Source organism: Nocardia miyunensis NBRC 108239 (assembly GCF_001613065.1).
Lineage (GTDB): Bacteria > Actinomycetota > Actinomycetes > Mycobacteriales > Mycobacteriaceae > Nocardia > Nocardia miyunensis.
Genome location: NZ_BDBQ01000040.1, coordinates 65,160 through 86,523 on the forward strand (window position 1 = coordinate 65,160; position 21,364 = coordinate 86,523).

Sequence of the window (21,364 nt, forward strand, 5' to 3'; positions counted from 1 at the left end):
GCATCCGATGTGCTACGCCGGGACGGGAACGTCGCGGGCAATGGCGATGTCCTCGACCATGATCGGAGATGTTGAGGCGCAATGCATCTCGCCCACCGATTACGGTGAATTGCTCATGGCGGTGCTCTTCCCCCGGCGCTGTTCGGTTCCGCGCGGAATGCTTCGATCACAGGGGCCAGCTCGCGGGCGTTGGTGATCAGGTCGACGTGCCCGCCCGCGTGCAGGCGCACGGTCGCATGGGGCAGCAACCGGGACATGATGCGCGCGTTGGCGATCGGGACGATCGGATCGTCGGTACCGGCCAGGATGAGTGTGGGCTGGCGGATCAGTGGCAGCGCGAACAGGCTGGTCCATACCGATCCGGCAAGGAGTTGATGCAGATAGCCGATGCGCGAGCCGGCCATCAGTTGCCGGTCGAACAGTTGCGCGACGCGACCGGAATCGGTGCGAGCGGTGCCGCCGTAGAGGTCGCCGGCTACGCGCGCGGCATACTCGTGGTCCAGAAAGCGTTGCGGGGTGAGCATTTTCAGCAGGATGCGTGGCCGACCCGGGATCATGAGCACGCCGGTGCCGGTGGAGACCAGGATGAGGGCGCGGCATCGGCGTGGATGCTGGAAGGCGAACTGCTGGGCCAGCGCGCCGCCCCAGGACAGGCCGAGGACATCGACTCGCCCGGGCGTGCCGAGTTTGCGCAACAGCTCGCCCAGCACTGCCGCGAGGTACGGGAATCCGTACGGCAGAAGCGAATCGGGCGACCCGCCGACCCCCGGGACGTCGAATCGCACCACGGTGGTCCGTGGTGCGAGGGCGGCGACCAGCGGATCGAGTACCTCGAACGCGGCCCCGATACCGTTGCACAGTACCAGCGGAACGCCCTCACCCCAGCGCACTCGGACCCGGATCTGTTGTCCCAGAACGGGGATGAGCCGCTCCTCGGCGGCGTCGTCGGGCAAGGGGGAGCTCACGGGTAGAGCACCACGACGTCGGCGACACAGGCGGGGCGGGTGCCGCCGTCGATCTCGTAGGTGAGCCCGAACACCGCCTCCACGCCGGAGGTTTTCTGCTGCGCGGCATTCAGCGTCACCACCGCCCGAATTTTCGACCCCACCGGTACCGGCGCGGGGAAGCGCACCTTGTTCAGGCCGTAATTCAGCGCCGCGGTGAGTTCGCGGATCTCGAGCACGTCGGCGATGATCTTCGGCGCGAGCGAGAGCGTGAGGTACCCGTGCGCGATGGTGCCATGGAAAGGTCCGGTGGCCGCACGCTGCGGATCGGTGTGGATCCATTGGTGGTCGCCGGTGGCGTCGCCGAATCGATCCACCTGTGACTGGGTGACTTCGATCCAGTCGGTGGTGCCGAGCTGTTGTCCGGTCAGTCCGATCATCTCGGCCGGTGCGGCGAGTTGTGTTGTCATGGAATGCCTTTCAGTGGGCGAGGACATAATTGCCGGGGGCCGGGTCCAGTGGCGGCAGTTCGGGGGAGCCGAGCGTCGCCGGGGCGGGTTTCTGCGGTCCGCTGCGGTCGGCGAGCCAGAGCGCGAAATCGGGCCACCACGAACCCTGTTGCTGCGCCGCGTTGTTCACCCAGACGCCCGGATCGGCCTCGTCGGGCGCGCCGATGCGGTAGGCGGCCTTCGGATTTCCGGGCGGATTCACCAGCGCGGCGATGTGGCCGCTGGTGGACAAGACGAACCGCGGATCCTTGCTGCCCAGCAGCCGGGCGCTGCGATAGCAGGCCTGCCACGGCGAGATGTGATCGGCGAGCCCGGCCACCACATAGGTGTCCGTGGTCACCCGCGACAGATCCACGGGGGTGCCGAGCATGGTCACCGAGCCGGGGACGGTCAGCGAATTGTGCACGCCCATGAGCACCATGTCGCGGTGCAGTGCGGCGGTCATGCGGGTGGTGTCGGCATTCCAGAACAGCACGTCGAAGGGTGAGGGCGCGCGGCCCTGCAGATAGTCGTTGACCCAGTATCGCCAGACCAGATCGGTCGGCCGCAGCCAGGCGAACACCTCCGCCAGCGCGCGACCGTCGAGATAGCCCTTGCGCTGGGAGACCGCAATGGCGATCTTGGCGGTCTCCTCGTCGATGGCGGCCGCGGCGAATCCGGCGCGGGACTGATCGAGGACGGTGACCATCAGGGTCAGCCCGGCCAGCCGATGATCCTGCCCGATCTCGGTGAGATGGGCCGCGGTCATCGCCGCCAGAATGCCGCCCGAGCACGACGCCTGCAGATGGGCGCGCTCGCAACCGGTGATCCTCTCGACGGCATCGAGCGCGTCGAGGATGGCCTGCCCGTAGGTGTCGAAGCCCCAATCCCGTTGTGCGGCCGTGGGATTGCGCCAGGAGATCGCGAACACCTGCTGCCCCTGCGACAGGAAGTATTCGATCATGCTGCGGTGCGGCGCGATGTCCATGATGTAGTACTTGTTGATCACCGGCGGCACCATCAGCAGCGGAATCGTACGCACCTGCGCGGTCTGCGGTGCGTACTGGATCAGCTCGAAGGCCTCGGTGCGCAGTACCACCGAGCCCGGCGTGACGGCGACGTTCTCACCAACGGTGAACGCGTCCGGCTCGACCATGGCGGGAACCCTTGGTGCACTGGCCATATCGCCGATGAAGCGCCGCAGGCCGCGCACCGCGCTGGCCCCGCCGGTGTCGACCAGCGCCTTCCAGCTCAGTGGATTGAGCAGCGGGTTGTTGCTCGGCGACAGCCCCTCCAGGACATTGTCGATCACGAAGTGCATCCACTGCTCGTCCTTCCAATCCAGGTGCGCGTCGGTGAGCAGTTCCTCGGCGGTGTCGCTGGCGGCCAGGTACGCTTGCATGCTGCGCTTCAGGATCGGATTGCCCTGCCAGGCGGGATCGGTGAAGCGCTTGTCCGACTTGGCCGGAGCTCGTTCGGATCGTCCGCGCACGATATCCGACAGCTCGTGCCGCAGCGCCGACACCCGTTCGCCGACCACGCGCGGTCGCCTGGCCAGGTGCACGGCCAGCCGGCTCCAAGAATTGTTGGGCAGCATACGGCGGCCGATGCCGATGGCCGAACTGGTCAGCAACAGGTCCAGCGGCGCGGCCAGTTCGTCGGCCTGTGCGAGGTCGTCGGCGTATTGGGTATTCGTCACCATGACTCACATCTCCTGTAATTGGGAAAAGAAAATCGGGGCGTTCGACCGCATGCCGTCTCCCTTCATGGTCGGGCGGCGCTGGTCCGGAGTCGATGTGTCGGCGCACAATGTGACCTCCGGGAGCGTGTGCGGCCGGACAATCAGAGCAACCGGCGCTGCACCTCGAAGGCGAAGACCAGTTCGGCCAGGTCTCGTGGTCGTGACAGCGACCGGCCGGTGCGCTCCTCGATGCGGTGTAGCCGGTAGCGCACCGTATTGGGGTGGCAGAAGAGCAGTTCGCCGGTGGCGCGCAGAGAGCCCTCGTGCTCGCCCCAGACCCGGAAGGTCTCGTAGAGCACCTCGCGTTCCTCCTCGGCCAGTTCCGCGAAGGAATCCAACAGGGGCGCAACAAGTTTCGTCGTCACCTCGGGTGCGCTCACGGCGGCGCTGCCGAGTATCGAGTTGTCGAAGATCGTTACGAACTCACCCGGTTCCGCCCGGCCGCGCAGGGCGATGCGGGCGTAGCGCAGGGCTTGGGCGGTGTCGCGCAGATCGTCGAAGCGGGGGCTCACGCCCACGCGGGCGGTGGCCGCGCGCGAGAGCAGGGCCAGTGCATTGCGCAATTGCGTATCGGTGCGGAAGCTCACGATGCCGACGCTCATTTCCGGCAGCCGCCACCAGGCCGAGAAGACATCGAGGCTGCGCAACTTGGGTTCGATCTCCGGCAGCGGCTCGGCGCCGAGCGCGGGCGCCCACGCGGCGATCACCACGAACGGTCCGGTCGTGGGCAGCCGTAGATGGTCGGCGGCTTCCCAGACGCTCCACTGATCGAACAACCGGCCGTGCAGCAGCGCGTCGACGAGGTCCGTGCGGGCGCAGGACTCACGCTGGATGCGGCGGGCCTGTTCGGCGCGGTAGCCGATCGCCATGGCGTCGGTGTAGCAGCCCTGTGCGGCCAGGACTCGCGTGGTGGCGGCGAGCCTCGCCTCGGCGGATGCGGACTCGGCCGCGTCGAGCAGGGTCTCCCAGAAGCGGTGGAACCCTACGCGGTAAGCCTCCAGCACGGCGGCCAGCGGCACGTCTTCGCGGGCGCGTTCGACGCCGACGACGGTCGCGGGGGCGGTATCGAAGTCCGTGCCGTTTGCCAGACCGTCCAGAACAGCACGCAGGTGCTCGGCGACCGCGGCGGCCACGATCGGGAACGACACCGGGACCGAACCGCTGTAGAGCACCACCTCCTTGGCGATCGCGCGGGCCAGTTCCGCGGTGAGTTCATCGGCACGCAGGGCCAGGGTCCGGGCTGCTGTGGCGATCTCGTGTACTGCTGCGCGGTCGTTCATGGCGAGAAAGGTAGGCCCTCGCCCGGCGGTTGCCATTGTCTCGCGGAGACGAAGATGTGGGCCGGTCTTGTCTTCCGCGGGGCGATCCGAACTCGGTGCTCAGCCATGATGCGGGCGCAGGACCGCTGGGCCGTACCAGTGGCAGGCCAGCAGCGCGAGTTCGACATCGAGCCGATCGGCGGTGATCGGCCGGCCGCGGCGCTCGATGGCCCGGCCGACGCGGTACTTCACGGAGTTGAAATGCAGGTCCAGTTCGGTGGCCGCCGCCTTGAAACTCGAACCGGCGCACAGGAATACGCGCAGAGTTTCGCGCAGCCGTTCGTTGTTGTCGGTGTCGCGGGCCAGCTCTCCCAGCACTTCGCGCACCCAGTCGCGGGTTTCGGCGAGATCACCGCCCAGCAGAGCCGCCGTGGCCAGGCCCGGGTCGGAAGCCGCCAGCACCGGATCCGGCGATCCGCTCGCGAGGGCCACCCCTTGTGCCCGCACGGCCTGCCGGTGGGAGGTTCGGAAACCGTCGAGGCCCGGCCGCGCCGGGCCGATGGCGATAGCGGGCGTGCCGGACTCGGCTGCGACGCCGGCTCGAATGCGCACGACCGGCTCGTGCGGGTCGGCGCGATAGGGCAGCCAGGCCCACGCGCCCGCTGGATCGGTGGCGACGAACAGGGGGCTCGCGTCCAGGGCCAGCTCCTGGCCGAGCTTGCGCACGAACTGCTGCAGCCGCGGGAGCCCGTCGTCCTGGGAGTCCCGATACCACAGCACCAGTGCCACATGATGCCAGCGCAGCGGGTAGCGGATGGTGGTGGAGGCCGTGTCGACGTCTACGGTCTTGCGGGTGGTCAGCAGTTCGCGGACGCGTAACGCGCGCAAGCTGTTCCGGTTCTCCAGCCATCGTTCGCGTTCGTCGTCGTAGATCGCCACGACCTGCTCGGTGATGCGATCGATGTACTCGAACAGGGTCGCGGTGATGCGCTCGATGGCGGTCACGCGTTCGTCCGCCGGGATGTCCATGGCGTGCAACTCGGCGAACACCATCTCGGTCATCCGGCGCTGCCCGAGCCGATAGGCGCGTACCAGCGCATTGGATGGAACGCCTTGCTGGGCAAGACGTCTGGCGTACTCGACGGCAGCTCCGGGGGCCTGGATGTGCGCTACCGGAATGTCGTGGCGCAGGGCGTGCAACAGGGTATCCACATTGGCTTCGACGCTGGCGCCGAGCAGGTCCACCATGCGGGGGTCGCCGCGCAGATCGACGATGTCGTCCTCGAGCGCGGCGCGAATGGCGGCGCTGACCTGCGTCACCCTGGCGTTCATCCGGGCTGCGATCGCTTCCACGTAGCTACCCACCGCGGCATCGATGCCGCGCCGCGCAATCGTCACATTTCCACTCTAGATCCGGGCGGCTCGATGGCGGCCCGATTCGCCGGGCGAGGTTTTGTCTTCTGGCGACAAGTGCGGGCCGGAACTTCGTTCGCGCACGACGGTGACCCGCGGATCGGCGCTTCCTACCGTGGTCAGCACCATTTTCCCTCCCATAAGGACACCGCTGATGAATCTCCCGGCACTTCCCGATCGCAGGGCAGCCCTGCGGCCGGACGCCCCAGCCCTCACCGACGACGGGGTCGATCTGTCCAACGCTCGTTTCCTCGAGGCGGTGCGCCGGGCAGCCGCGAGCCTGCGCGGCCGCGGCGTCGGCGTGGGTGACGTGGTCGCGGTGAGGTTGCCCAATACCGCGGATCTGGTGGTGACACTGTTCGCCGCGTGGCGGCTGGGGGCGGCGCTCACTCCCGTCAATCCGTCGCTGACCCTCGACGAGGTCACCTACCAGCTGGCTGACGCCGGCGCGAAGGTGCTCGTCACCGACAGGCCATTCGACGGCCCGGCGTGCGCGGTCGTGCCTGTGGGTGAGTTCGCCGATGGCGCGGGCGCCGACATCGAGCCGGTCGACGCGGACCCGGACGCGCTGGCCCTGGTGATCTACACCAGCGGCACCACGGGGCGGCCCAAGGGCGTCATGCTCGACCACGCCAACCTGCGCGCCATGTGCGGCATGGTCATCGACGCGCTGGAGCTGACCGAGGCCGACCACAGCCTGCTGATCCTGCCGTTGTTCCACGTCAACGGGATCGTGGTGAGCGTGCTGGCGCCGCTGCTGGCGGGCGGGCGTACCACCGTCGCGGGCCGGTTCGATGCGGGCAGCTTCTTCACCCGGATCGAAAACGCCCGGCCCACATACTTTTCCGCCGTGCCGACCATCTACACGATGCTGGCCGGGCTGCCGGAGGACGTGCATCCGGACACCTCGTCGGTACGGTTCGGCATCTGCGGGGCCGCTCCGGCGAGTGTGGAGCTGCTGGCGAGATTCGAAGCGCGCTACGGCATCCCGATCGTCGAGGGTTACGGCCTGTCCGAAGGCACCTGTGCCAGCACGCTCAATCCCGTTGCCGGTCAACGTAAGCCGGGCACCGTCGGTCTGCCGATGCCGGGTCAGAGCATCCGGATCCGGAGGGCGGACGGGGGTGACGCGCCGGCGGGGGAGACGGGCGAGATCGTGGTTTCCGGCCCGAATGTCATGCGCGGCTATCTGAATCGGCCGGAGGAGACCGCCACCACGGTGCTGGACGGCTGGCTGCGCACCGGCGATATCGGGCGACTGGACGCGGACGGCTATCTGATCCTGGTCGACCGGGTCAAGGACATGATCATCCGCGGCGGCGAGAACATCTACCCGAAGGAGATCGAAACCGTCGTCTACCAGCTGCCCGAGATCCGCGAGGCGGCGGTGGTCGGCCGGCCGGATCCGGTCTACGGCGAACAGCCGATCCTGTTCGTCGCTCTCGCCGCGGACTCGTCCCTGGATGAAGAGGCCATTCGCCGGTACGTCCGTAAGGGACTGGCGAAATACAAACTGCCGGTATCCATCTCGATTCTCGACGAGCTGCCCAAGAATGCGGTCGGCAAGATCGACAAACCCGCGTTGCGCCATCTCGACGCGCAAATGCGTTGATTCCCAACATTTTTCAGTAAAAGGAGTATCGTCATGGGATTCATCGGACCCGATCTGCCCGCCGTGGAGCCGGAGAGCTTCCTGCGGCTGCCGCTCATGGAGCGGATGCGGATTCTGGCCGTCAACTGGGCCGAACACGGCTTCGGCTCACCGCGCATGGTGCACACGATCTACATCCTGAAACTGATCGTGCTGTACGCCCTCGGCGGCATCGTCGTCGCCACCACCACCTCGCACCTGCCCGCCTTCTGGCACGTGGGCCAGTGGTGGAACCAGCCGATCGTCTACCAGAAGGTGATCCTGTGGACCGTTCTGCTGGAGAGTATCGGCATCGCCGGTTCGTGGGGCCCGCTGGCGGGGAAGGTGAAACCCATGACCGGGGGCATCCTGTTCTGGGCGCGGCCACGCACCATCCGGCTGCGGCCCTGGAAGTGCGTGCCGTTCACCGCGGGCGACCGCCGCGGCTGGTTCGACATCACGCTGTATGCCGCCCTGCTGATCAGTGTGGCCGTCGCCCTGTTCTCGCCTGGGGCGCACAGTGATTCGCTGTCGGCGGCGATGCCGGGCAATACCTCGGGCCTGGTGAACCCCGCGCTGCTCATCGCGCCGATCGTGCTGCTGGTCGTGAACGGGTTGCGGGACAAGACCATCTTTCTGGCCGCCCGGGGCGAGCAGTACCTGCCCGCGTTGTTCTTCTTCGCCGCGCTGCCCTTCGTCGACATGATCATCGCGCTGAAACTGCTCATCGTCGTCGTGTGGGTGGGCGCCGGTGTGTCCAAGTTCGGCAAGCACTTCGCGCTGGTGGTGCCGCCCATGGTGAGCAACAGCCCGTCGGTGCCGTTCGCCTGGTTCAAGCGCGCGCACTACCGGGACTTCCCGCGTGATCTGCGCCCGTCCCGCATCGCTGATGTGATGGCGCACGTCGGCGGCACCACGGTCGAGGTGATCGTGCCGCTGGTGCTGCTGTTCTCGACCGACCGGTGGCTCACCCTGGCGGCCGTGGCGGTAATGGTGATCTTCCACCTGTTCATCGTGTCGACCTTCCCGCTGGCTGTGCCGCTGGAATGGAACGTGCTGTTCGCCTACGCGACGGTGTTCCTGTTCCTGGGCTTTCCCAACTGGCACGGGTACGGCGTCTTCGACATCTCCTCGGCGTGGCTGGGACTCGCGTTGATCGCCGCACTGCTGGTCTTCCCGATCCTCGGCAACTTCCGGCCCGACAAGGTGTCCTTCCTGCCGTCCATGCGGCAGTACGCCGGGAACTGGGCCTCGGCGGTATGGGCCTTCGCCCCCGGCGCGGAGGGCAAACTGGATCGGGTGACGCGCACCGCGAGAAACCAGGTCGACCAGTTCGTCGAATTCGGCTACGAGCCGGAGTGGGCCGAGGTGACCATGCAGCAGGTCGTCGCCTGGCGCACCATGCACAGCCAGGGCCGCGGCCTGTTCTCGGTGCTGCTGAAGAACCTGCCCGACATTGATGCCCGCACCGTGCGCGAGGGCGAATTCCTGTGCAACTCGGTAATCGGCTTCAACTTCGGCGACGGCCACCTGCACAATGCGGATTTCATCGCCGCCGTGCAGCGCGAAGCCCACTTCGAACCCGGTGAGGCGGTCGTCGTGTGGGCCGAGTCGCAGGCGTGGGGCAGCCGGGTACAGCATTACCAGGTCATCGACGCCGCACTCGGTGTGATCGAGCGCGGCACCTGGAAGGTCGCCGATGCCGTGGCGGAGCAGCCGTGGCTGCCCGACGGCCCGATCCCGCTGACGGTCGACTGGACCCGGCCACAGCGAGAAGCGTTCGGTCCGAAGGAGATTCGCGACGAGCGGGATCACGATCGCGGAGCGCTGGCATGACCACCGCAACTGTCGTCGGCGGCGGGCCCAACGGACTCGCCGCCGGCGTGGCCCTTGCCCGGGCGGGCGTGCGGGTCACGGTGCTCGAGGCCGACACGGAGATCGGCGGCGGCGCCCGCACCGTGGAGGCCATCGTTCCGGGACTGCTGCACGACCAGTGCTCGGCGGTGCATCCGATGGCGGCGGGCTCGCCGTTCCTGCGCGAGCTCGGCCTGGATCGGTACGGATTGTCCTGGTGCACACCGGAGATCGACTGTGTGCACCCGCTCGCCGACGGCCGGGCCGGCGTCCTGCACCGGTCGGTCGAGCTGACGGCCGCTGGACTCGGCCGGGACGGGCGGCGGTGGAAGTCGTTGTTCGGCAAGCCCTCCGCCCGCTACGACACCCTGGCCGAGGACATCCTGCGACCCCTGCTGCGGGTGCCCCGGCATCCGCTGACCCTGGCCCGCTTCGGCGCACCGACCCCGTTGCCCGCTTCGGCGCTGGTCCGGATCTTCCGGACCGAGGAGGCGCGGGCGCTGTTCGGCGGTGTTGCGGCGCATGCCTTCCGGCCACTGCACCTGCCGATGACCTCGGCCATCGGCATGGGCATCCTCACCGCGGGTCACCGCTACGGCTGGCCCGTGGCGGCCGGCGGCTCACAGGCCATTACCCGGGCGCTGGCCGCTCTGCTCGTCGATCTCGGCGGCAGGATCGAGACCGGCGTCCGGATCCGGGCCGGCGCGCAGCTGCCGCGAGCGGACGTCACGATGTTCGATCTCGCCCCGGAATCGGTGGCCCAGATCCTCGGCGACCGGCTGCCGTCGCGAATCTCGCACGCGTATCGGCGATTTCGGCGCGGACCGGGTGCCTTCAAGGTCGACTTCGCGGTCGTGGAGGGTGTGCCCTGGGCCAATCCGGACGCCCGTCGCGCCGGGACGGTCCATCTGGGCGGCCCGTACCGCGAAGTCGCCGCGTCCGAGCGCGACATCCATGCCGGTCGCCTGCCCGAACGACCGTTCGTCCTGGTCGGTCAGCAGTATCTGGCCGACCCGCAACGCTCGGTGGGTGATGCTCACCCGATATGGGCCTACGCACATGTCCCGTACGGCTACACCGGCGATGCCACCGAAGCGATCATCACCCGCATCGAGCAGTTCGCTCCCGGTTTCCGGGACCGTGTCATCGGTTACACCGTCCGCCCGACTCTCGAGTTCGCCACCCACAATCCGAACTTCACCGGAGGCGACATAATGACGGGATCCAAGGATATCCGCCAGCTCGTGTTCGGGCCGCGAATCACCCTGTCTCCGTACGTGATCGGGATTCCCGGCATGTATATCTGCTCCGCCGCGACCCCGCCCGGGCCGGGCGCTCACGGAATGTGCGGCGCCAACGCCGCCGGGGCGGCCCTGGCCTACCTGGAGACGATGTGCCCTGGGACAACAGACGAGGGGCTTCGTTGTCGACCGTGACATTGTGAGGCCGCCGGTCCGGGCGCACCCTGACGAGAGTGATGTGGACCATACGTCCACGCTGGATGATTCTCGCGCATGGAGGCCGAAATGGATCTTCGGATCGGTGTCGCCGATGCCCTCGGGACCGACTACTTCTACTTGCAAGAACACCTCACCCCGGCGCAGCACGAGGTCCTGTTGCGGACGCGGGAGTTCGTCGCCGAAGAAGTCCGACCGGTCATCAACGACTACTGGGAGCGGGCAGAATTCCCGTTCCCCCTGGTGGAAAGGCTTGCCGAGGTCGGCATCATCGGTGACGGCATCGTCGGCTACGGGTGCCCGGACCTGGATCCGATCTCGGTCGGGCTGGCGTACATGGAACTCAGCCGCGGTGACGGCAGCATCGGCACTTTCGCCGGTGTGCAGGCCGGACTGGCCATGCAGTCGATAGCCCAGTGCGGTTCCGAGGAACAGAAACAGCGATGGCTGCCGGAGATGGCCCGGCTACGCAAGATCGGGGCGTTCGCGCTGACCGAACCCGAACACGGTTCCGATTCCATCGGACTCGAGACCAGCGCCCGTCGCGACGGGGACGGCTATGTCATCACCGGCGCGAAGAAATGGATCGGGAACGGCAGCATCGCCGATGTGATCGTGGTGTGGGCGCGCGACGCCGAGGACGGTCAGGTCAAGGGCTTCCTGGTGGAGAAGGGCACCCCCGGTTACCACGCGGAGGTCATCACCGGAAAGGGCGCGCTGCGCGCGGTGTGGCAGGCGCAGATTCGACTCGACGACGTGCGGGTACCGGCCGAGAGCCGGCTGCCCGGCGCGAACTCGTTCAAGGACTGCGCCAAGGTGCTGGTCGGTACCCGCAGTGCCTGCGCGTGGATGGCCCTGGGCCACGCCCTGGCCGGCTTCGACACCGCGCTCACCTACAGTCGACGGCGTACGCAGTTCGGCAAGCCGCTGGCCTCATTCCAAATCGTGCAGGACCGTCTGGTGAAGATGCTGGCCGATGTCACCTCCATGCAGTTGTACTGCCTGCAGATCGGCACGCTCGCCGCCGAGGGGCGCCTGCAACCGACCCTGGCCGGGCTGGCCAAGATGCACAACACCTCCACCGCGCGTTCGGTTCTGCACACTGCGCGGGACATGTTGGGCGGCAACGGAATTCTGCTGGACTTCCAGGTCATTCGGCACATGGCCGATGTGGAGGCGGTGCACACCTTCGAAGGCACCGAGACCATGCAGACCCTGATTGTCGGCCGCGACATCACCGGTATCAGCGCGTTCGCCTGAGACGCATCGCCGGTCGGCAGATTTCCGGGAGACGCGATGGCCGCATCAGCCGATATTCCGCCCATGTCCTCCGCTCGGGACAAGGTTGTCTCCGCCGCGGAAGCCGTCCGCCTCATCCGTGACGGTGATTCGGTCGCCGTCGGGGGCTTCGGGGGACAGTGCTTCCCCGAAGAACTCACGATCGCGCTCGAACGGCGCTTCCTGGAGTCCGGAACGCCGCACGATCTGGGCATCATCTTCGCCGTCGCCCAGGGCGATCGCAGGGGGCGCGGGCTGGACCGGATCTGTCACCCCGGATTGATTTCGCGCGCCATCGGCGGGCATTGGGGGATGAGCCCGGCCATCCAGAAGCTGGCCGTCGGCAACGAGATCGCCGCGCACAACCTGCCCCAGGGGGTGCTGTCGCAGCTGTTCCGCGACACGGCGGCCGGCAAACCCGGCCTGCTCACCCACGTCGGGCTCGACACGTTCGTGGATCCGCGGCTTGGCGGCGGCAAGGTCAACGAGCGCACCACCGAGGATCTCGTCGAACTGATCACCCTGGGCGGCAACGAGTTTCTGTTCTACAAGGCATTGCCCATGGATGTCGCACTGCTGCGCGGCACTACCGCTGATCCCGACGGCAACATCACCATGGAGCGCGAAGCGCTCACCCTCGAGGCGCTGTCCATCGCGACCGCCGCGCACAATGCGGGCGGGCTGGTAATCGTCCAGGTGGAACGGCTTGCCGAGGCGGGTTCGCTGTGCCCACGCGACGTGAAAATTCCCGGGGTGCTGGTGGATTGCGTGGTGGTGGCCGAGCGCGACCACCACTGGCAGACTTTCGGCACCCGGTACTCCCCGGCCTACAGCGGTGAACTGCGACGGGTGCCGCTGCACACCCTGGCGCCGCTGCCGCTGAACGAACGCAAGGTGATCGCCCGGCGCGCCGCGCTCGAACTGCGCGTCAACAGTGTGGTGAATCTCGGTGTGGGCATGCCCGAAGGCATTGCCGCCGTCGCGACCGAGGAGCGAATCGTCGACTACCTGACGCTGACCGCCGAACCCGGGGTGATCGGCGGAATGCCCGCCGGCGGAGCCGATTTCGGCGTGGCGGTCAATGCGCAGGCCGTGCTCGACCAGCCTTATCAGTTCGACTTCTACGATGGTGGGGGATTGGACGCGGCCTTCCTGGGCATGGCGCAGTCGGATCGGGACGGCAATGTCAATGTCAGCCGGTTCGGTAGCCGGCTCGCCGGATCGGGCGGATTCATCAACATCAGCCAGAACGCGAAACAGGTGATCTTTCTGGGCACCTTCCTCGCTCCCAGCCGCACCGCGGTGCTGGACGGGCAGGTGGTCGTCGAGCACGGGCCGGCCGCCGCCAAGTTCGTCGACGCCGTCGAACAGCGCACCTTCAGCGGGGCCCAGGCAGTGCGAACAGGTCAACCGGTGCTCTACATCACCGACCGGTGTGTGTTCCGGCTGACGGCCGACGGTCTGCAACTGACCGAGGTTGCGCCCGGCATCGACGTCGACCGAGACATCCTCGCGCACATGCCGTTCGAGCCGCTGCTCGAGGGGGATCCGGCCGTCATGGATGCGCGCCTGTTCACCCCGGATCCCATGGGGCTGAAGGACCAGCTCCTCTCGGTCCCGATGCCGGCCCGCATGACCTACGACGACACCCGCAACGTCTTCTTCCTCAATATGGAAGGCCTGGCTCCGGCCACCCCTGCCGAGGTCGAAACAATCCGTGCCGCAATCGAATCCCGCCTGATTCGGATCGGCAGGAAAGTGCACCTGGTCGCCAATTACGACAATTTCACCCTCCCCACCGACCTGCGCGACCTCTACGCCCGCTCGATACAGGACTTCGCCGAGCGCTTCTATCTGTCCGCGAGCCGCTACAGCACGAGTTCGTTCATGAGGCTCAAGCTTCACGACCACCTCGCCGGTCGTGGCGTCGCCCCGCACATCTACGAGAACCGCGCCGAGGCGCTGGCCAACCTGAGAGTGGATTGAGTCGGTCACCATGTCCGATGCCGGACGTGGCCGAGGTGTCCGCCGATCCGCAGTTGCGGGGGTCGCTGGGACGTCTCCGCACGCCGGGATCGGGGTTCAGGTATTGGTCGAGGCTGTATCCGGTTGTCCGGCAGGTAGTTCGATGGCCGACAGGTGCATTTCGAGGATCGGTCGGTAGAGGTCGACGTCGTCGAGTTCGCTGCCGAGGACGATTGCGTCGCTCGTGGTCACGAGGGTGTGCGCGGTGATGTCCGGGGCGGTAGCCGATTCACGGACACTGCAAGGTCGACTGATCGTCTTCGCAGTCTCCGACCACGGCCGGAATCTGCGAACAGTGATGGCTTGCCAACGATTGGTTGTAACTACTATGGTTACGACATGATCGGAAGGCCGGGGTGACGTGAGTGCCAACAGCAGGCTGACTGTCGCCGCGCATGCCCTGACCTGGATCGGGCTGTACCAGCGCCGCGGCAACGAGGTCGCCACCTCCGAACAGATCGCGACGAGCGTCAACACCAACCCGGTGGTGATTCGTCGACTGCTGGCCACGTTGCGCAAGGCTGGACTGGCCGACTCGCGGCGGGGTGCCGGCGCGGGCTGGACGCTGTCGCGAGATCTGGCGGCGATCACCTTGCTCGATGTCTACGACGCGATCGAGCCCGGGCCGATCTTCGCCCTGCATCCATCGACGCCGGACCCCGAGTGCGTTGTGGGCCACGGCATCGGACCCGCGATGGCTGCCGTCTACGACGGAGCCGAGGCCGCACTCCGCCGGGAGTTGGCGAAAACCACACTCGAGGACGTGCTGCGAGACATATTGCGGGTCGCCTAGCGTCGACCGGCCGCGCTGACGGCCTTCGACTCTGCCAACAGATGTAACAAAAGTAGTTACCTCGAAGATCGGAGAATCTCATGGGACAGCTGGACAACAAGACCGCCCTGATCACCGGAGCTTCCACAGGTATCGGACTGGCCGTCGCCCGCCGGTTCGCCGCGGAGGGAGCAACCGTCTACCTCACCGCGCGCCGCGAGGCCGAGCTGGACGCCGCCGTCGAACAGGTCGGCCACCGCGCCACCGGCATCCGGAGCGACGTGTCCGAACTCGACGACCTCGACCGGGTCTTCGCCGAAATCGCCGAGCGCAGCGGCCATCTCGACATCGTCGTGGCCAACGCCGGAGTCGGTGACTTCGGGCCGCTCGGTGAGATCACCGAGGAGGAATACGACCGCACCACCGCCATCAACCTCAAGGGCACCGTCTTCACCGTGCAGAAGGCCCTCCCGCTCCTGTCGTCCGGTGCGTCGGTGGTCCTGCTCTCCTCCAGTGTGGCCCTGCGCGCCGCCCCCGGCCTGGGCATCTACGCCGCCACCAAAGCCGCCATCCGCAGCCTCGCCCGCACATGGGCCGCCGAACTCGCCGGTCGGGGCATCCGGGTGAACGCCCTCACCCCAGGGCCGGTGACCACCCCCGGCGGCGACGAACTGCGAGCCGCGTTCCCACGAGACGATCAGGCCGCCGCCCCGGCCGAGTCCGCCGCACCCACTCCGCTCGGCCGCTCCGGACGTCCCGAAGAGGTCGCCGCCACCGCCCTCTACCTGGCCGGAGACCAGAGTTCCTTCACCACCGGCGCGGAACTGCTCGTCGACGGGGGCGTCACCCAGCTTTAGACCGCAGCTTGATCACCAATAGCCGCTGATGGCGGGCGGCGGGATCGTTCCGTGGATGCGGCCGATGAAAGTGGCGAAGTCCGCCATGAACCTGGTGGGGAACCGCGTGGTCGAGTCGTCGGGGACATCGCCGTCCGGGGTGAACACGTCCGGATGGAGCTGGATGCAGGCCTCGGGGGAAGTCATCCGCGGGGAATTGCGTCAGCCCAGCACGCTGCGCGGGCTGAGCTGAGCAATCGCGGTGCCGAGCTTGCCCGGCGAGGCGCCGATGACCGCGGACGGCTCGAGCGCGAACGAGTTGTGGCCCAGTCGATGGCGTTCTTCTGCGTGGGCACTTCCCACTCCCGGAGGGTGATCTGGCCAATACAGCCGTTGGCGTAACTGTGACACGGGACTGTGGCACGGGCGGCGCTGTTCGGTCGCCGGTATTTGCGATGCTTTCTGACAACCCGCTGACCAGCGGAAATGTGACCAGCGTGATCGCGTGAAGGCGGCCGGTCGATACCGTGCGGTCTGGGATAAACCGGGATACCATCCTCGAAATTACTGAATAAGGTTTTATTCGCGAACTGAGCGGTCGAAGGCCGTAGCAACAAGAATCCGGGAGGACTCATGCCTGGAGAGTGCGGTCGGCAGAACGTCTCGCCACTTCCGCCTGGTTTGACTGCCGATGTGCGGTGGAACCGGTCGATCTCGATCCGGTCGCCCACCGGGTCGGCGCACACCCCGCCACAACGGGTCCTGCTGACCGGCGGGACCGGGTTCCTCGGCGCCTATCTGCTGCACGAGTTCCTTACTCGTACGGACGCCAAGATCTACTGCCTGGTCCGGGCAGGGGGGCATGCCGAGGCATTCGATCGGATCGTGTCCGCGTTGCGCGGGTACAGGCTGTGGGATCCGCGGCACACCTCGCGGATCCTGCCGTTCGCCGGTGACGTGTCGGAGCCGGGGTTCGGTCTTCTCCAGCGAGAATATCGTGCGTTGTGCAGGTCGGACGTCATCGTGCACAACGCTGCCAGAGTCAACCACGTCGAGCCCTACTCCCGGCTGCGCAGCGCGAACGTGGAAGGGACTCGCCAGGTGCTCGAACTCGCGGCCGGCGGGGGGATACCGGTCCATTTCGTGTCGACGCTGTCGGTCGCCGCGGCCTGCGCACGACCGCCGGCCGGTCCGGTTCTCGAATCGGCCCGTCCGGGACCGGCCGAAGTGCACGGCAACGGTTATGTGTTGAGCAAGTGGGCGGGGGAGGAGCTGGTCGCGCAGGCGGGTGAGCGGGGATTGCCGGTGGCCGTTCACCGCCCCGACCGCGTCTGCGGCGGCGTGGTGACCGGAGCGGTGAGCACCGACGACGCCTTCTGGACATTGGTGCGCGCGGCGGTGATGCTCGGTGCGGTACCGCCGGAGTCCGCCGAATTCTCCCTGGTTCCGGCGGATTATGCGGCGGCCGCGATCGTTCACCTGGCCACCCACGGTGGCACGGGACGGACCTACCATCTGACGAATCGCTCCACTGCTCCGCTGACACTCGTGTGGGAAAGGTTGCGCGCCAGGGGATTCCCGCTGACCACGGCGACTCTGGCAGACCTGACCGCGCGTTTGACCGGTGCGGCCGCCACCGATCAGGGCCTCGCCCGCGCCGCGGCCATCCCCGTGCAGGGCTCGGTCGGCGAGGTGCGATTCGACGACAGCAATACCGTGCATGCTCTTGCCGGTACCCCGATCAGGTGCGCACCGATGAGCGCCGAACTCATCGACCGCCATATCGAGTACCTCGTCGACGTCGGTTTCCTGCCGTCGCCCCTCGTCGCTGCCGGGGCGAGCGCGTGATTCGAGCTGCGGGGATTTCATCATCGCTCCGGTTTGGGCCATAGGTCGGCTGTCCTCCGAGTTTTCCGGGTGTGGGTGCGCGGGAATGGACGGGAGCGGAACGCTCAGGACCTGGTCAGCTCCGGGCGCACAGCGCCTGCGAGAGCGCGCTCACGGTGATGTCGACTATCGCGTGGAGTTGCTCCTGACTCGCCCCGGCCCGGCTCATCACGGCCAGCGACTGGTTGACCGCCGCAATGTGCACGGCGAAGTCGTCGGCGTCGCTGTCGGCTAATTCCATGGTGTTCAAGGCGGTCCGCAGCCGCGCACGCTGAAAGCCCAGGGCTTCGATCGCGCGCGCGGCGATGCCGGGGCTCAGCACCGGTATCGCCATCGCGGTCTGGGCGACCAGGCATCCGTCCGGCACGTCGGGGTCGGCGATGCGCTTCAGTGTGACCTCGAAGAACTCCCGTACCGCTCGCAGTGGCTCCTCGGACGCAACTGATAGGGCCCGGTCGTACCTGTCCCCATAGCGCGTGGCGTAGCGGTCCAGACAGCGCAGATAGAGCGAGTCCTTGTCGCCGAGCGAGGAGTAGATGGAACTGCGGTTCAATCCGGTCGCCCTGGAGAGGTCGTCGAGAGATGTGTCGGCGTACCCGGCTCGCCAGAACTGAACCATCGCCGCATCGAGCGCGACGTCCACATCGAACTGCTTCTTTCCAGCCATCACGCACGCACCTCGTTCTCGGGTCCAGCCGTTGTGCCCTACATCGTATCTTGAACTAATCAGTTCAAGATGCGCTAGGCTCGAGACATGACCGACACCGCAACCACCGCGAACCGCTCGCACGAGCAGAACCCGATCTCCGGGTTGCCGCTGCACGACCTTGCGGGATTCACGCACCGCTGGGTCGACGCGGACGGCATTCGACTTCATGCCGTGGAAGGCGGCCAGCCGACCGGCCCTACCGTCGTCCTGCTCGCCGGATTCCCGCAGACCTGGTGGGCTTGGCGCAAAGTGATGCCAGGACTTGCCGACAGATTTCACGTGATCGCGATCGACCTGCCGGGGCAAGGCCACTCCGGCCGCCCGCGCGACAGCTACGACACGCACACCGTCGCTTCACGCATTCAGACCGCGGTGACGGCGCTCAACGTGCCGAAGTACTGGCTCGTCGCCCACGACATCGGGGCCTGGGTCGCCTTCTCGCTGGCCCTGAATTACGCAGAGCGCCTGCACGGTGTCGCTCTGCTCGACGCCGGCATTCCCGGAATCAGCCTCCCGGAGTCCATCCCAACGGATCCCGGCCGGGCCTGGAAGACCTGGCACTTCGCGTTCCACCTGGTGCCCGATCTTCCCGAGACATTGCTCGCTGGTCGCGAGCGTGACTACGTCGACTGGTTCTTGAAGGTCAAAGCATTGTCGCCGAACACGTTCGACAGTGCCGAGATCGACCATTACGCCGCCGCTGTCGCGGCCGAAGGAGGTCTGCGAGCGTCTCTCGCCTACTACCGCGACGCCGCCGAATCGGCGCGTAAGAATCATGACGCTCTCGGCCGACAGCACTTGACCGTTCCGGTCCTGGGAATCTCCAGCTCCCATGGCTCGATCCCCGACATGGCCGCTTCCATCAGCCCCTGGGCGGACAACGCGACAGGCGTCGTCATCCCGAACGCCGGGCACTTCATTCCCGACGAGCAGCCCGACGCGGTTGTGAACGCGTTGACCGCGTTCATCGATCACGAACGTGTGGGGTAGTTCGGTGATCACCATCATCGAATCCTCGACACCAGGCCGCCGCCCTCGTCTCGCACTGCGTGGAGTCGTCGCCTGAAGGTCCTGACGTAGAGTGGGTTTCGGGGGGACAAGCCGGGGATCCCGGTCGACGACCTGGACGGGCGGCCACGCCCATATGCGTGCCTCGATCTGCGATCGATGCTGCACCGCAGTCTATTTCGTGTCGCAAACCGCCCTGGCCTAGGTCATCGCGTCCGAGCTCGATCGGAGCTGCCCACGGTGCCGATCTTCTGCTCGAGCAGTTCGGCCAGCCGTAATGGGGTGCGGTCCTCGAACATCGGGCCGATGAGCTGCACTCCCACCGGCAGGCCCTCGGGGGACCGGCCCGCGGGGATGGCGGTGGCGGGCAGGCCGGGCATGGTCGCCAGACCGGCCCAGACCAGCTGGTCGAAGTACGGGTACTCGACGCCGTCGATGTCGATCCGGCGTTCCAGCAGATCGGGGTCGTGGTCGTGCGGGAACGCGGGAGTCGGCGTGATCGGGCACACCACGGCATCGAACTCGGCGAAGAACTGCCGCCAGCCGTGGCGGTGGAGCTCGCGACGGTTGTTCGTCTCGATCCAGTCGCGGTGGCTGAGCACCATGCCGCGCAGTCGCGCCGCGTCGAGACTCTGGTCGTCCGCGCTCAGTCCGTCGGCGCGGGTCCGTAGCTGCTCGTACGCGTCGACGGGAAAACGCGCGACGGAGCCCGAAAACAGCAATTGCGTATAGACCGTCCCGGATTCGGTCAGATCGGGCAGCAGCGGACTGTGCCGTTCGACGCGAGCCCCACCGGCGATCAGCGCGTCGGCCACCCGGTTCACGCCCGCCCGCACCGCGGACCCGGTCGGAATGAGCGGATGCTCGTCGAGGACCAGGACACGGAAGTCGCCGAGTCGCTCATGGCGCGCGGGCGGCAGGTTCGAGTCGTACGCGACGCCCTGCGTCAGCGGGTCCGGTCCGGCCATCACGTCGAGCAGGAGCGTGAGGTCGCGCGCGGTGCGCGCCATCGGACCGACGACGGCGAGGTCGAGATCGGTCGGCAGGGCCGGCGCGGTCGGCGCGACCATACCGCGAGTCGCCGCCAGCCCGACTGTCGGCTTGTGTGCGTAGACACCGCAGAAATGCGCGGGGGTGCGCAGCGAACCGGCCAGGTCGGAGCCGAGGGACAGCGCACCGAATCCGCACGCCAGGGCCGCCGCCGATCCGCCGGAGGAACCACCCGACGTGCGCTCGTGATCCCACGGATTGTTGGTGGTGCCGTAGATCTCGTTGAAGCTCTGGATATCTTGCAGCCCCAACGGCACATTCGTCTTCCCGAGCACCACCGCGCCGGCCGCCTTCAGTCGTGACACCTGTACCGCGTCCTCGGCCGGTACATAGTTCGCGTGTTGCGGCATGCCCCAGGTCGTGGGCAGCCCGGCCATGTTGTAGGACTCCTTGACCGTCACCGGAATTCCGAGCAGCGGCCGGTCCTCGCCGCGGGCGAGCGCCCGGTCGGCATCGCGCGCGGCGGCCCGCGCACGGTCGAAGTCCGGTACACAGATCGCGTTGATCACCTTGTCGTCCCGCTCGATACGCGCGATCGCCTCGTCGGTCAGTTCCACTGAGGTCACCTCACCGGCCCGCAACGCCGCCGACAATTCTTCTGCCGACCGAAGATTCCATTCCATGAATCCGACGGTATCGGCGCGCCACAGAAGCCATAAAATGGCGATTCACACAACGGGAAAGTCGAACCGTCCGCCGAAGTCACCCACCCGTTCTGCCTTCGTGGACGGTCTGCCCCAGGTCACGCTGCCGGCAGCGGGCCAACTCCGCCAGCACAGGCCATGAAATGCCGTTTCGCACAACGGGATACATGTCTCACTATTCGTCATGTTCGTCTCGGGCCGGAAGACTGTTCGCCTGACCGCCATGGCGGCGCGCGGCGAGTTTGCGACGACCGTCACCAACGCCCTGCCCAGTTCTCCGCGATACTCCTGTCCCGTTCGGCCATGCTCTGAACCCCGGTCGAGATCACGCGGGGCCGTCGTCGGTCCAGCGGATGCCGCGGGACCATC

19 protein-coding genes are annotated in these 21,364 nt (G+C 67.1%); 9 read left to right on the forward strand and 10 right to left on the reverse strand.

Annotated elements, in window-relative coordinates; translation table 11 throughout:
• Nucleotides 1–113: 113 nt before the first annotated feature.
• From NM2_RS17405 to NM2_RS17425, 5 genes are all read right to left on the reverse strand, one after another.
• Complete coding sequence (locus tag NM2_RS17405) at nucleotides 114–965, reverse strand: alpha/beta fold hydrolase (RefSeq protein ID WP_245718082.1); 852 nt, start codon at nucleotides 963–965, stop codon at nucleotides 114–116.
• Nucleotides 962–1,414 carry a MaoC family dehydratase gene (locus NM2_RS51685; RefSeq protein WP_067669817.1) on the reverse strand — a complete coding sequence of 151 codons (453 nt, stop codon included), beginning with the start codon at nucleotides 1,412–1,414 and terminating at the stop codon, nucleotides 962–964. Before NM2_RS51685 ends, NM2_RS17405 begins: the two co-directional genes overlap by 4 nt.
• Nucleotides 1,415–1,424: 10 nt before the next feature.
• Nucleotides 1,425–3,134: a PHA/PHB synthase family protein gene (locus tag NM2_RS17415; RefSeq protein ID WP_067669821.1), complete on the reverse strand. Its 1,710-nt coding sequence runs from the start codon at nucleotides 3,132–3,134 to the stop codon at nucleotides 1,425–1,427.
• Between the two features lie 140 nt (nucleotides 3,135–3,274).
• The gene (locus NM2_RS17420) at nucleotides 3,275–4,453 is read right to left on the reverse strand and encodes a PucR family transcriptional regulator (RefSeq protein WP_067669824.1); all 1,179 of its coding nucleotides are present in this window, start codon (nucleotides 4,451–4,453) and stop codon (nucleotides 3,275–3,277) included.
• Nucleotides 4,454–4,552: 99 nt separating this feature from the next.
• Nucleotides 4,553–5,830 carry a PucR family transcriptional regulator gene (locus tag NM2_RS17425; protein WP_369690320.1) on the reverse strand — a complete coding sequence of 426 codons (1,278 nt, stop codon included), beginning with the start codon at nucleotides 5,828–5,830 and terminating at the stop codon, nucleotides 4,553–4,555.
• 169 nt (nucleotides 5,831–5,999) lie between these two features.
• Here NM2_RS17425 and NM2_RS17430 point away from each other — a divergent pair, with 169 nt between their 5' ends.
• From NM2_RS17430 to NM2_RS17450, 5 genes are all read left to right on the forward strand, one after another.
• Nucleotides 6,000–7,457 (forward strand): class I adenylate-forming enzyme family protein, encoded by a 1,458-nt coding sequence (locus NM2_RS17430; protein WP_067669826.1) that lies wholly within the window; start codon nucleotides 6,000–6,002, stop codon nucleotides 7,455–7,457.
• Between the two features lie 33 nt (nucleotides 7,458–7,490).
• Nucleotides 7,491–9,311 (forward strand): DUF3556 domain-containing protein, encoded by a 1,821-nt coding sequence (locus NM2_RS17435; RefSeq protein ID WP_067669828.1) that lies wholly within the window; start codon nucleotides 7,491–7,493, stop codon nucleotides 9,309–9,311.
• Nucleotides 9,308–10,765, forward strand: coding sequence for a phytoene desaturase family protein (locus tag NM2_RS17440; protein WP_067669830.1), 1,458 nt, complete (start codon nucleotides 9,308–9,310; stop codon nucleotides 10,763–10,765). The genes NM2_RS17435 and NM2_RS17440 overlap by 4 nt, the downstream gene beginning before the upstream one ends.
• A 90-nt stretch (nucleotides 10,766–10,855) precedes the next feature.
• Nucleotides 10,856–12,046 (forward strand): acyl-CoA dehydrogenase family protein, encoded by a 1,191-nt coding sequence (locus NM2_RS17445; protein WP_067669988.1) that lies wholly within the window; start codon nucleotides 10,856–10,858, stop codon nucleotides 12,044–12,046.
• Between the two features lie 36 nt (nucleotides 12,047–12,082).
• Entirely contained in the window at nucleotides 12,083–14,050 is a 1,968-nt protein-coding gene (locus tag NM2_RS17450; RefSeq protein ID WP_067669832.1) for an acyl CoA:acetate/3-ketoacid CoA transferase, read from the forward strand.
• A gap of 96 nt (nucleotides 14,051–14,146) precedes the next feature.
• On the opposite strand, the gene NM2_RS52600 is transcribed toward NM2_RS17450, so the two are convergent.
• Nucleotides 14,147–14,281, reverse strand: a complete 135-nt coding sequence (locus NM2_RS52600; protein WP_281182452.1) for a hypothetical protein — start codon at nucleotides 14,279–14,281, stop codon at nucleotides 14,147–14,149.
• 169 nt (nucleotides 14,282–14,450) lie between these two features.
• Here NM2_RS52600 and NM2_RS17455 point away from each other — a divergent pair, with 169 nt between their 5' ends.
• Both NM2_RS17455 and NM2_RS17460 read left to right on the forward strand, forming a co-directional pair.
• Complete coding sequence (locus NM2_RS17455; RefSeq protein WP_067669834.1) at nucleotides 14,451–14,882, forward strand: Rrf2 family transcriptional regulator; 432 nt, start codon at nucleotides 14,451–14,453, stop codon at nucleotides 14,880–14,882.
• 80 nt (nucleotides 14,883–14,962) lie between these two features.
• Nucleotides 14,963–15,718, forward strand: a complete 756-nt coding sequence (locus NM2_RS17460; RefSeq protein WP_067669836.1) for an SDR family NAD(P)-dependent oxidoreductase — start codon at nucleotides 14,963–14,965, stop codon at nucleotides 15,716–15,718.
• Between the two features lie 12 nt (nucleotides 15,719–15,730).
• Here the strand turns inward: NM2_RS17460 and NM2_RS49085 are convergent, their stop codons facing one another.
• Together NM2_RS49085 and NM2_RS49090 are read right to left on the reverse strand one after the other, a co-directional pair.
• Nucleotides 15,731–15,904, reverse strand: coding sequence for a hypothetical protein (locus NM2_RS49085; RefSeq protein WP_157121142.1), 174 nt, complete (start codon nucleotides 15,902–15,904; stop codon nucleotides 15,731–15,733).
• Nucleotides 15,905–15,919: 15 nt separating this feature from the next.
• Nucleotides 15,920–16,060 carry a hypothetical protein gene (locus NM2_RS49090; protein ID WP_157121143.1) on the reverse strand — a complete coding sequence of 47 codons (141 nt, stop codon included), beginning with the start codon at nucleotides 16,058–16,060 and terminating at the stop codon, nucleotides 15,920–15,922.
• 330 nt (nucleotides 16,061–16,390) lie between these two features.
• On the opposite strand from NM2_RS49090, the gene NM2_RS17465 reads away from it, so the two are divergent.
• Entirely contained in the window at nucleotides 16,391–17,545 is a 1,155-nt protein-coding gene (locus tag NM2_RS17465) for an SDR family oxidoreductase (RefSeq protein WP_067669839.1), read from the forward strand.
• A gap of 115 nt (nucleotides 17,546–17,660) precedes the next feature.
• On the opposite strand, the gene NM2_RS17470 is transcribed toward NM2_RS17465, so the two are convergent.
• Nucleotides 17,661–18,251, reverse strand: a complete 591-nt coding sequence (locus tag NM2_RS17470; RefSeq protein ID WP_067669840.1) for a TetR/AcrR family transcriptional regulator — start codon at nucleotides 18,249–18,251, stop codon at nucleotides 17,661–17,663.
• A gap of 87 nt (nucleotides 18,252–18,338) precedes the next feature.
• On the opposite strand from NM2_RS17470, the gene NM2_RS17475 reads away from it, so the two are divergent.
• Nucleotides 18,339–19,283, forward strand: a complete 945-nt coding sequence (locus NM2_RS17475; protein ID WP_067669842.1) for an alpha/beta fold hydrolase — start codon at nucleotides 18,339–18,341, stop codon at nucleotides 19,281–19,283.
• A 224-nt stretch (nucleotides 19,284–19,507) separates the two neighbouring features.
• On the opposite strand, the gene NM2_RS17480 is transcribed toward NM2_RS17475, so the two are convergent.
• A complete protein-coding gene (locus NM2_RS17480) occupies nucleotides 19,508–20,974 on the reverse strand; it encodes an amidase (protein WP_067669844.1) in 1,467 nt (488 codons plus the stop codon).
• Nucleotides 20,975–21,364 lie beyond the last annotated feature (390 nt).

Bases quoted from the DNA above. Each gene is read 5' to 3' on its own strand.
- NM2_RS49085 (WP_157121142.1), bottom strand. From the start codon at position 15,904: ATGACTTCCCCCGAGGCCTGCATCCAGCTCCATCCGGACGTGTTCACC.
- NM2_RS17475 (WP_067669842.1), top strand. From the start codon at position 18,339: ATGACCGACACCGCAACCACCGCGAACCGCTCGCACGAGCAGAACCCG.
- NM2_RS17440 (WP_067669830.1), top strand. From the start codon at position 9,308: ATGACCACCGCAACTGTCGTCGGCGGCGGGCCCAACGGACTCGCCGCC.
- NM2_RS17415 (WP_067669821.1), bottom strand. From the start codon at position 3,134: ATGGTGACGAATACCCAATACGCCGACGACCTCGCACAGGCCGACGAA.
- NM2_RS17460 (WP_067669836.1), top strand. From the start codon at position 14,963: ATGGGACAGCTGGACAACAAGACCGCCCTGATCACCGGAGCTTCCACA.
- NM2_RS17430 (WP_067669826.1), top strand. From the start codon at position 6,000: ATGAATCTCCCGGCACTTCCCGATCGCAGGGCAGCCCTGCGGCCGGAC.
- NM2_RS51685 (WP_067669817.1), bottom strand. From the start codon at position 1,414: ATGACAACACAACTCGCCGCACCGGCCGAGATGATCGGACTGACCGGA.
- NM2_RS17450 (WP_067669832.1), top strand. From the start codon at position 12,083: ATGGCCGCATCAGCCGATATTCCGCCCATGTCCTCCGCTCGGGACAAG.
- NM2_RS17435 (WP_067669828.1), top strand. From the start codon at position 7,491: ATGGGATTCATCGGACCCGATCTGCCCGCCGTGGAGCCGGAGAGCTTC.
- NM2_RS17470 (WP_067669840.1), bottom strand. From the start codon at position 18,251: ATGGCTGGAAAGAAGCAGTTCGATGTGGACGTCGCGCTCGATGCGGCG.
- NM2_RS17445 (WP_067669988.1), top strand. From the start codon at position 10,856: ATGGATCTTCGGATCGGTGTCGCCGATGCCCTCGGGACCGACTACTTC.
- NM2_RS17480 (WP_067669844.1), bottom strand. From the start codon at position 20,974: ATGGAATGGAATCTTCGGTCGGCAGAAGAATTGTCGGCGGCGTTGCGG.
- NM2_RS17420 (WP_067669824.1), bottom strand. From the start codon at position 4,453: ATGAACGACCGCGCAGCAGTACACGAGATCGCCACAGCAGCCCGGACC.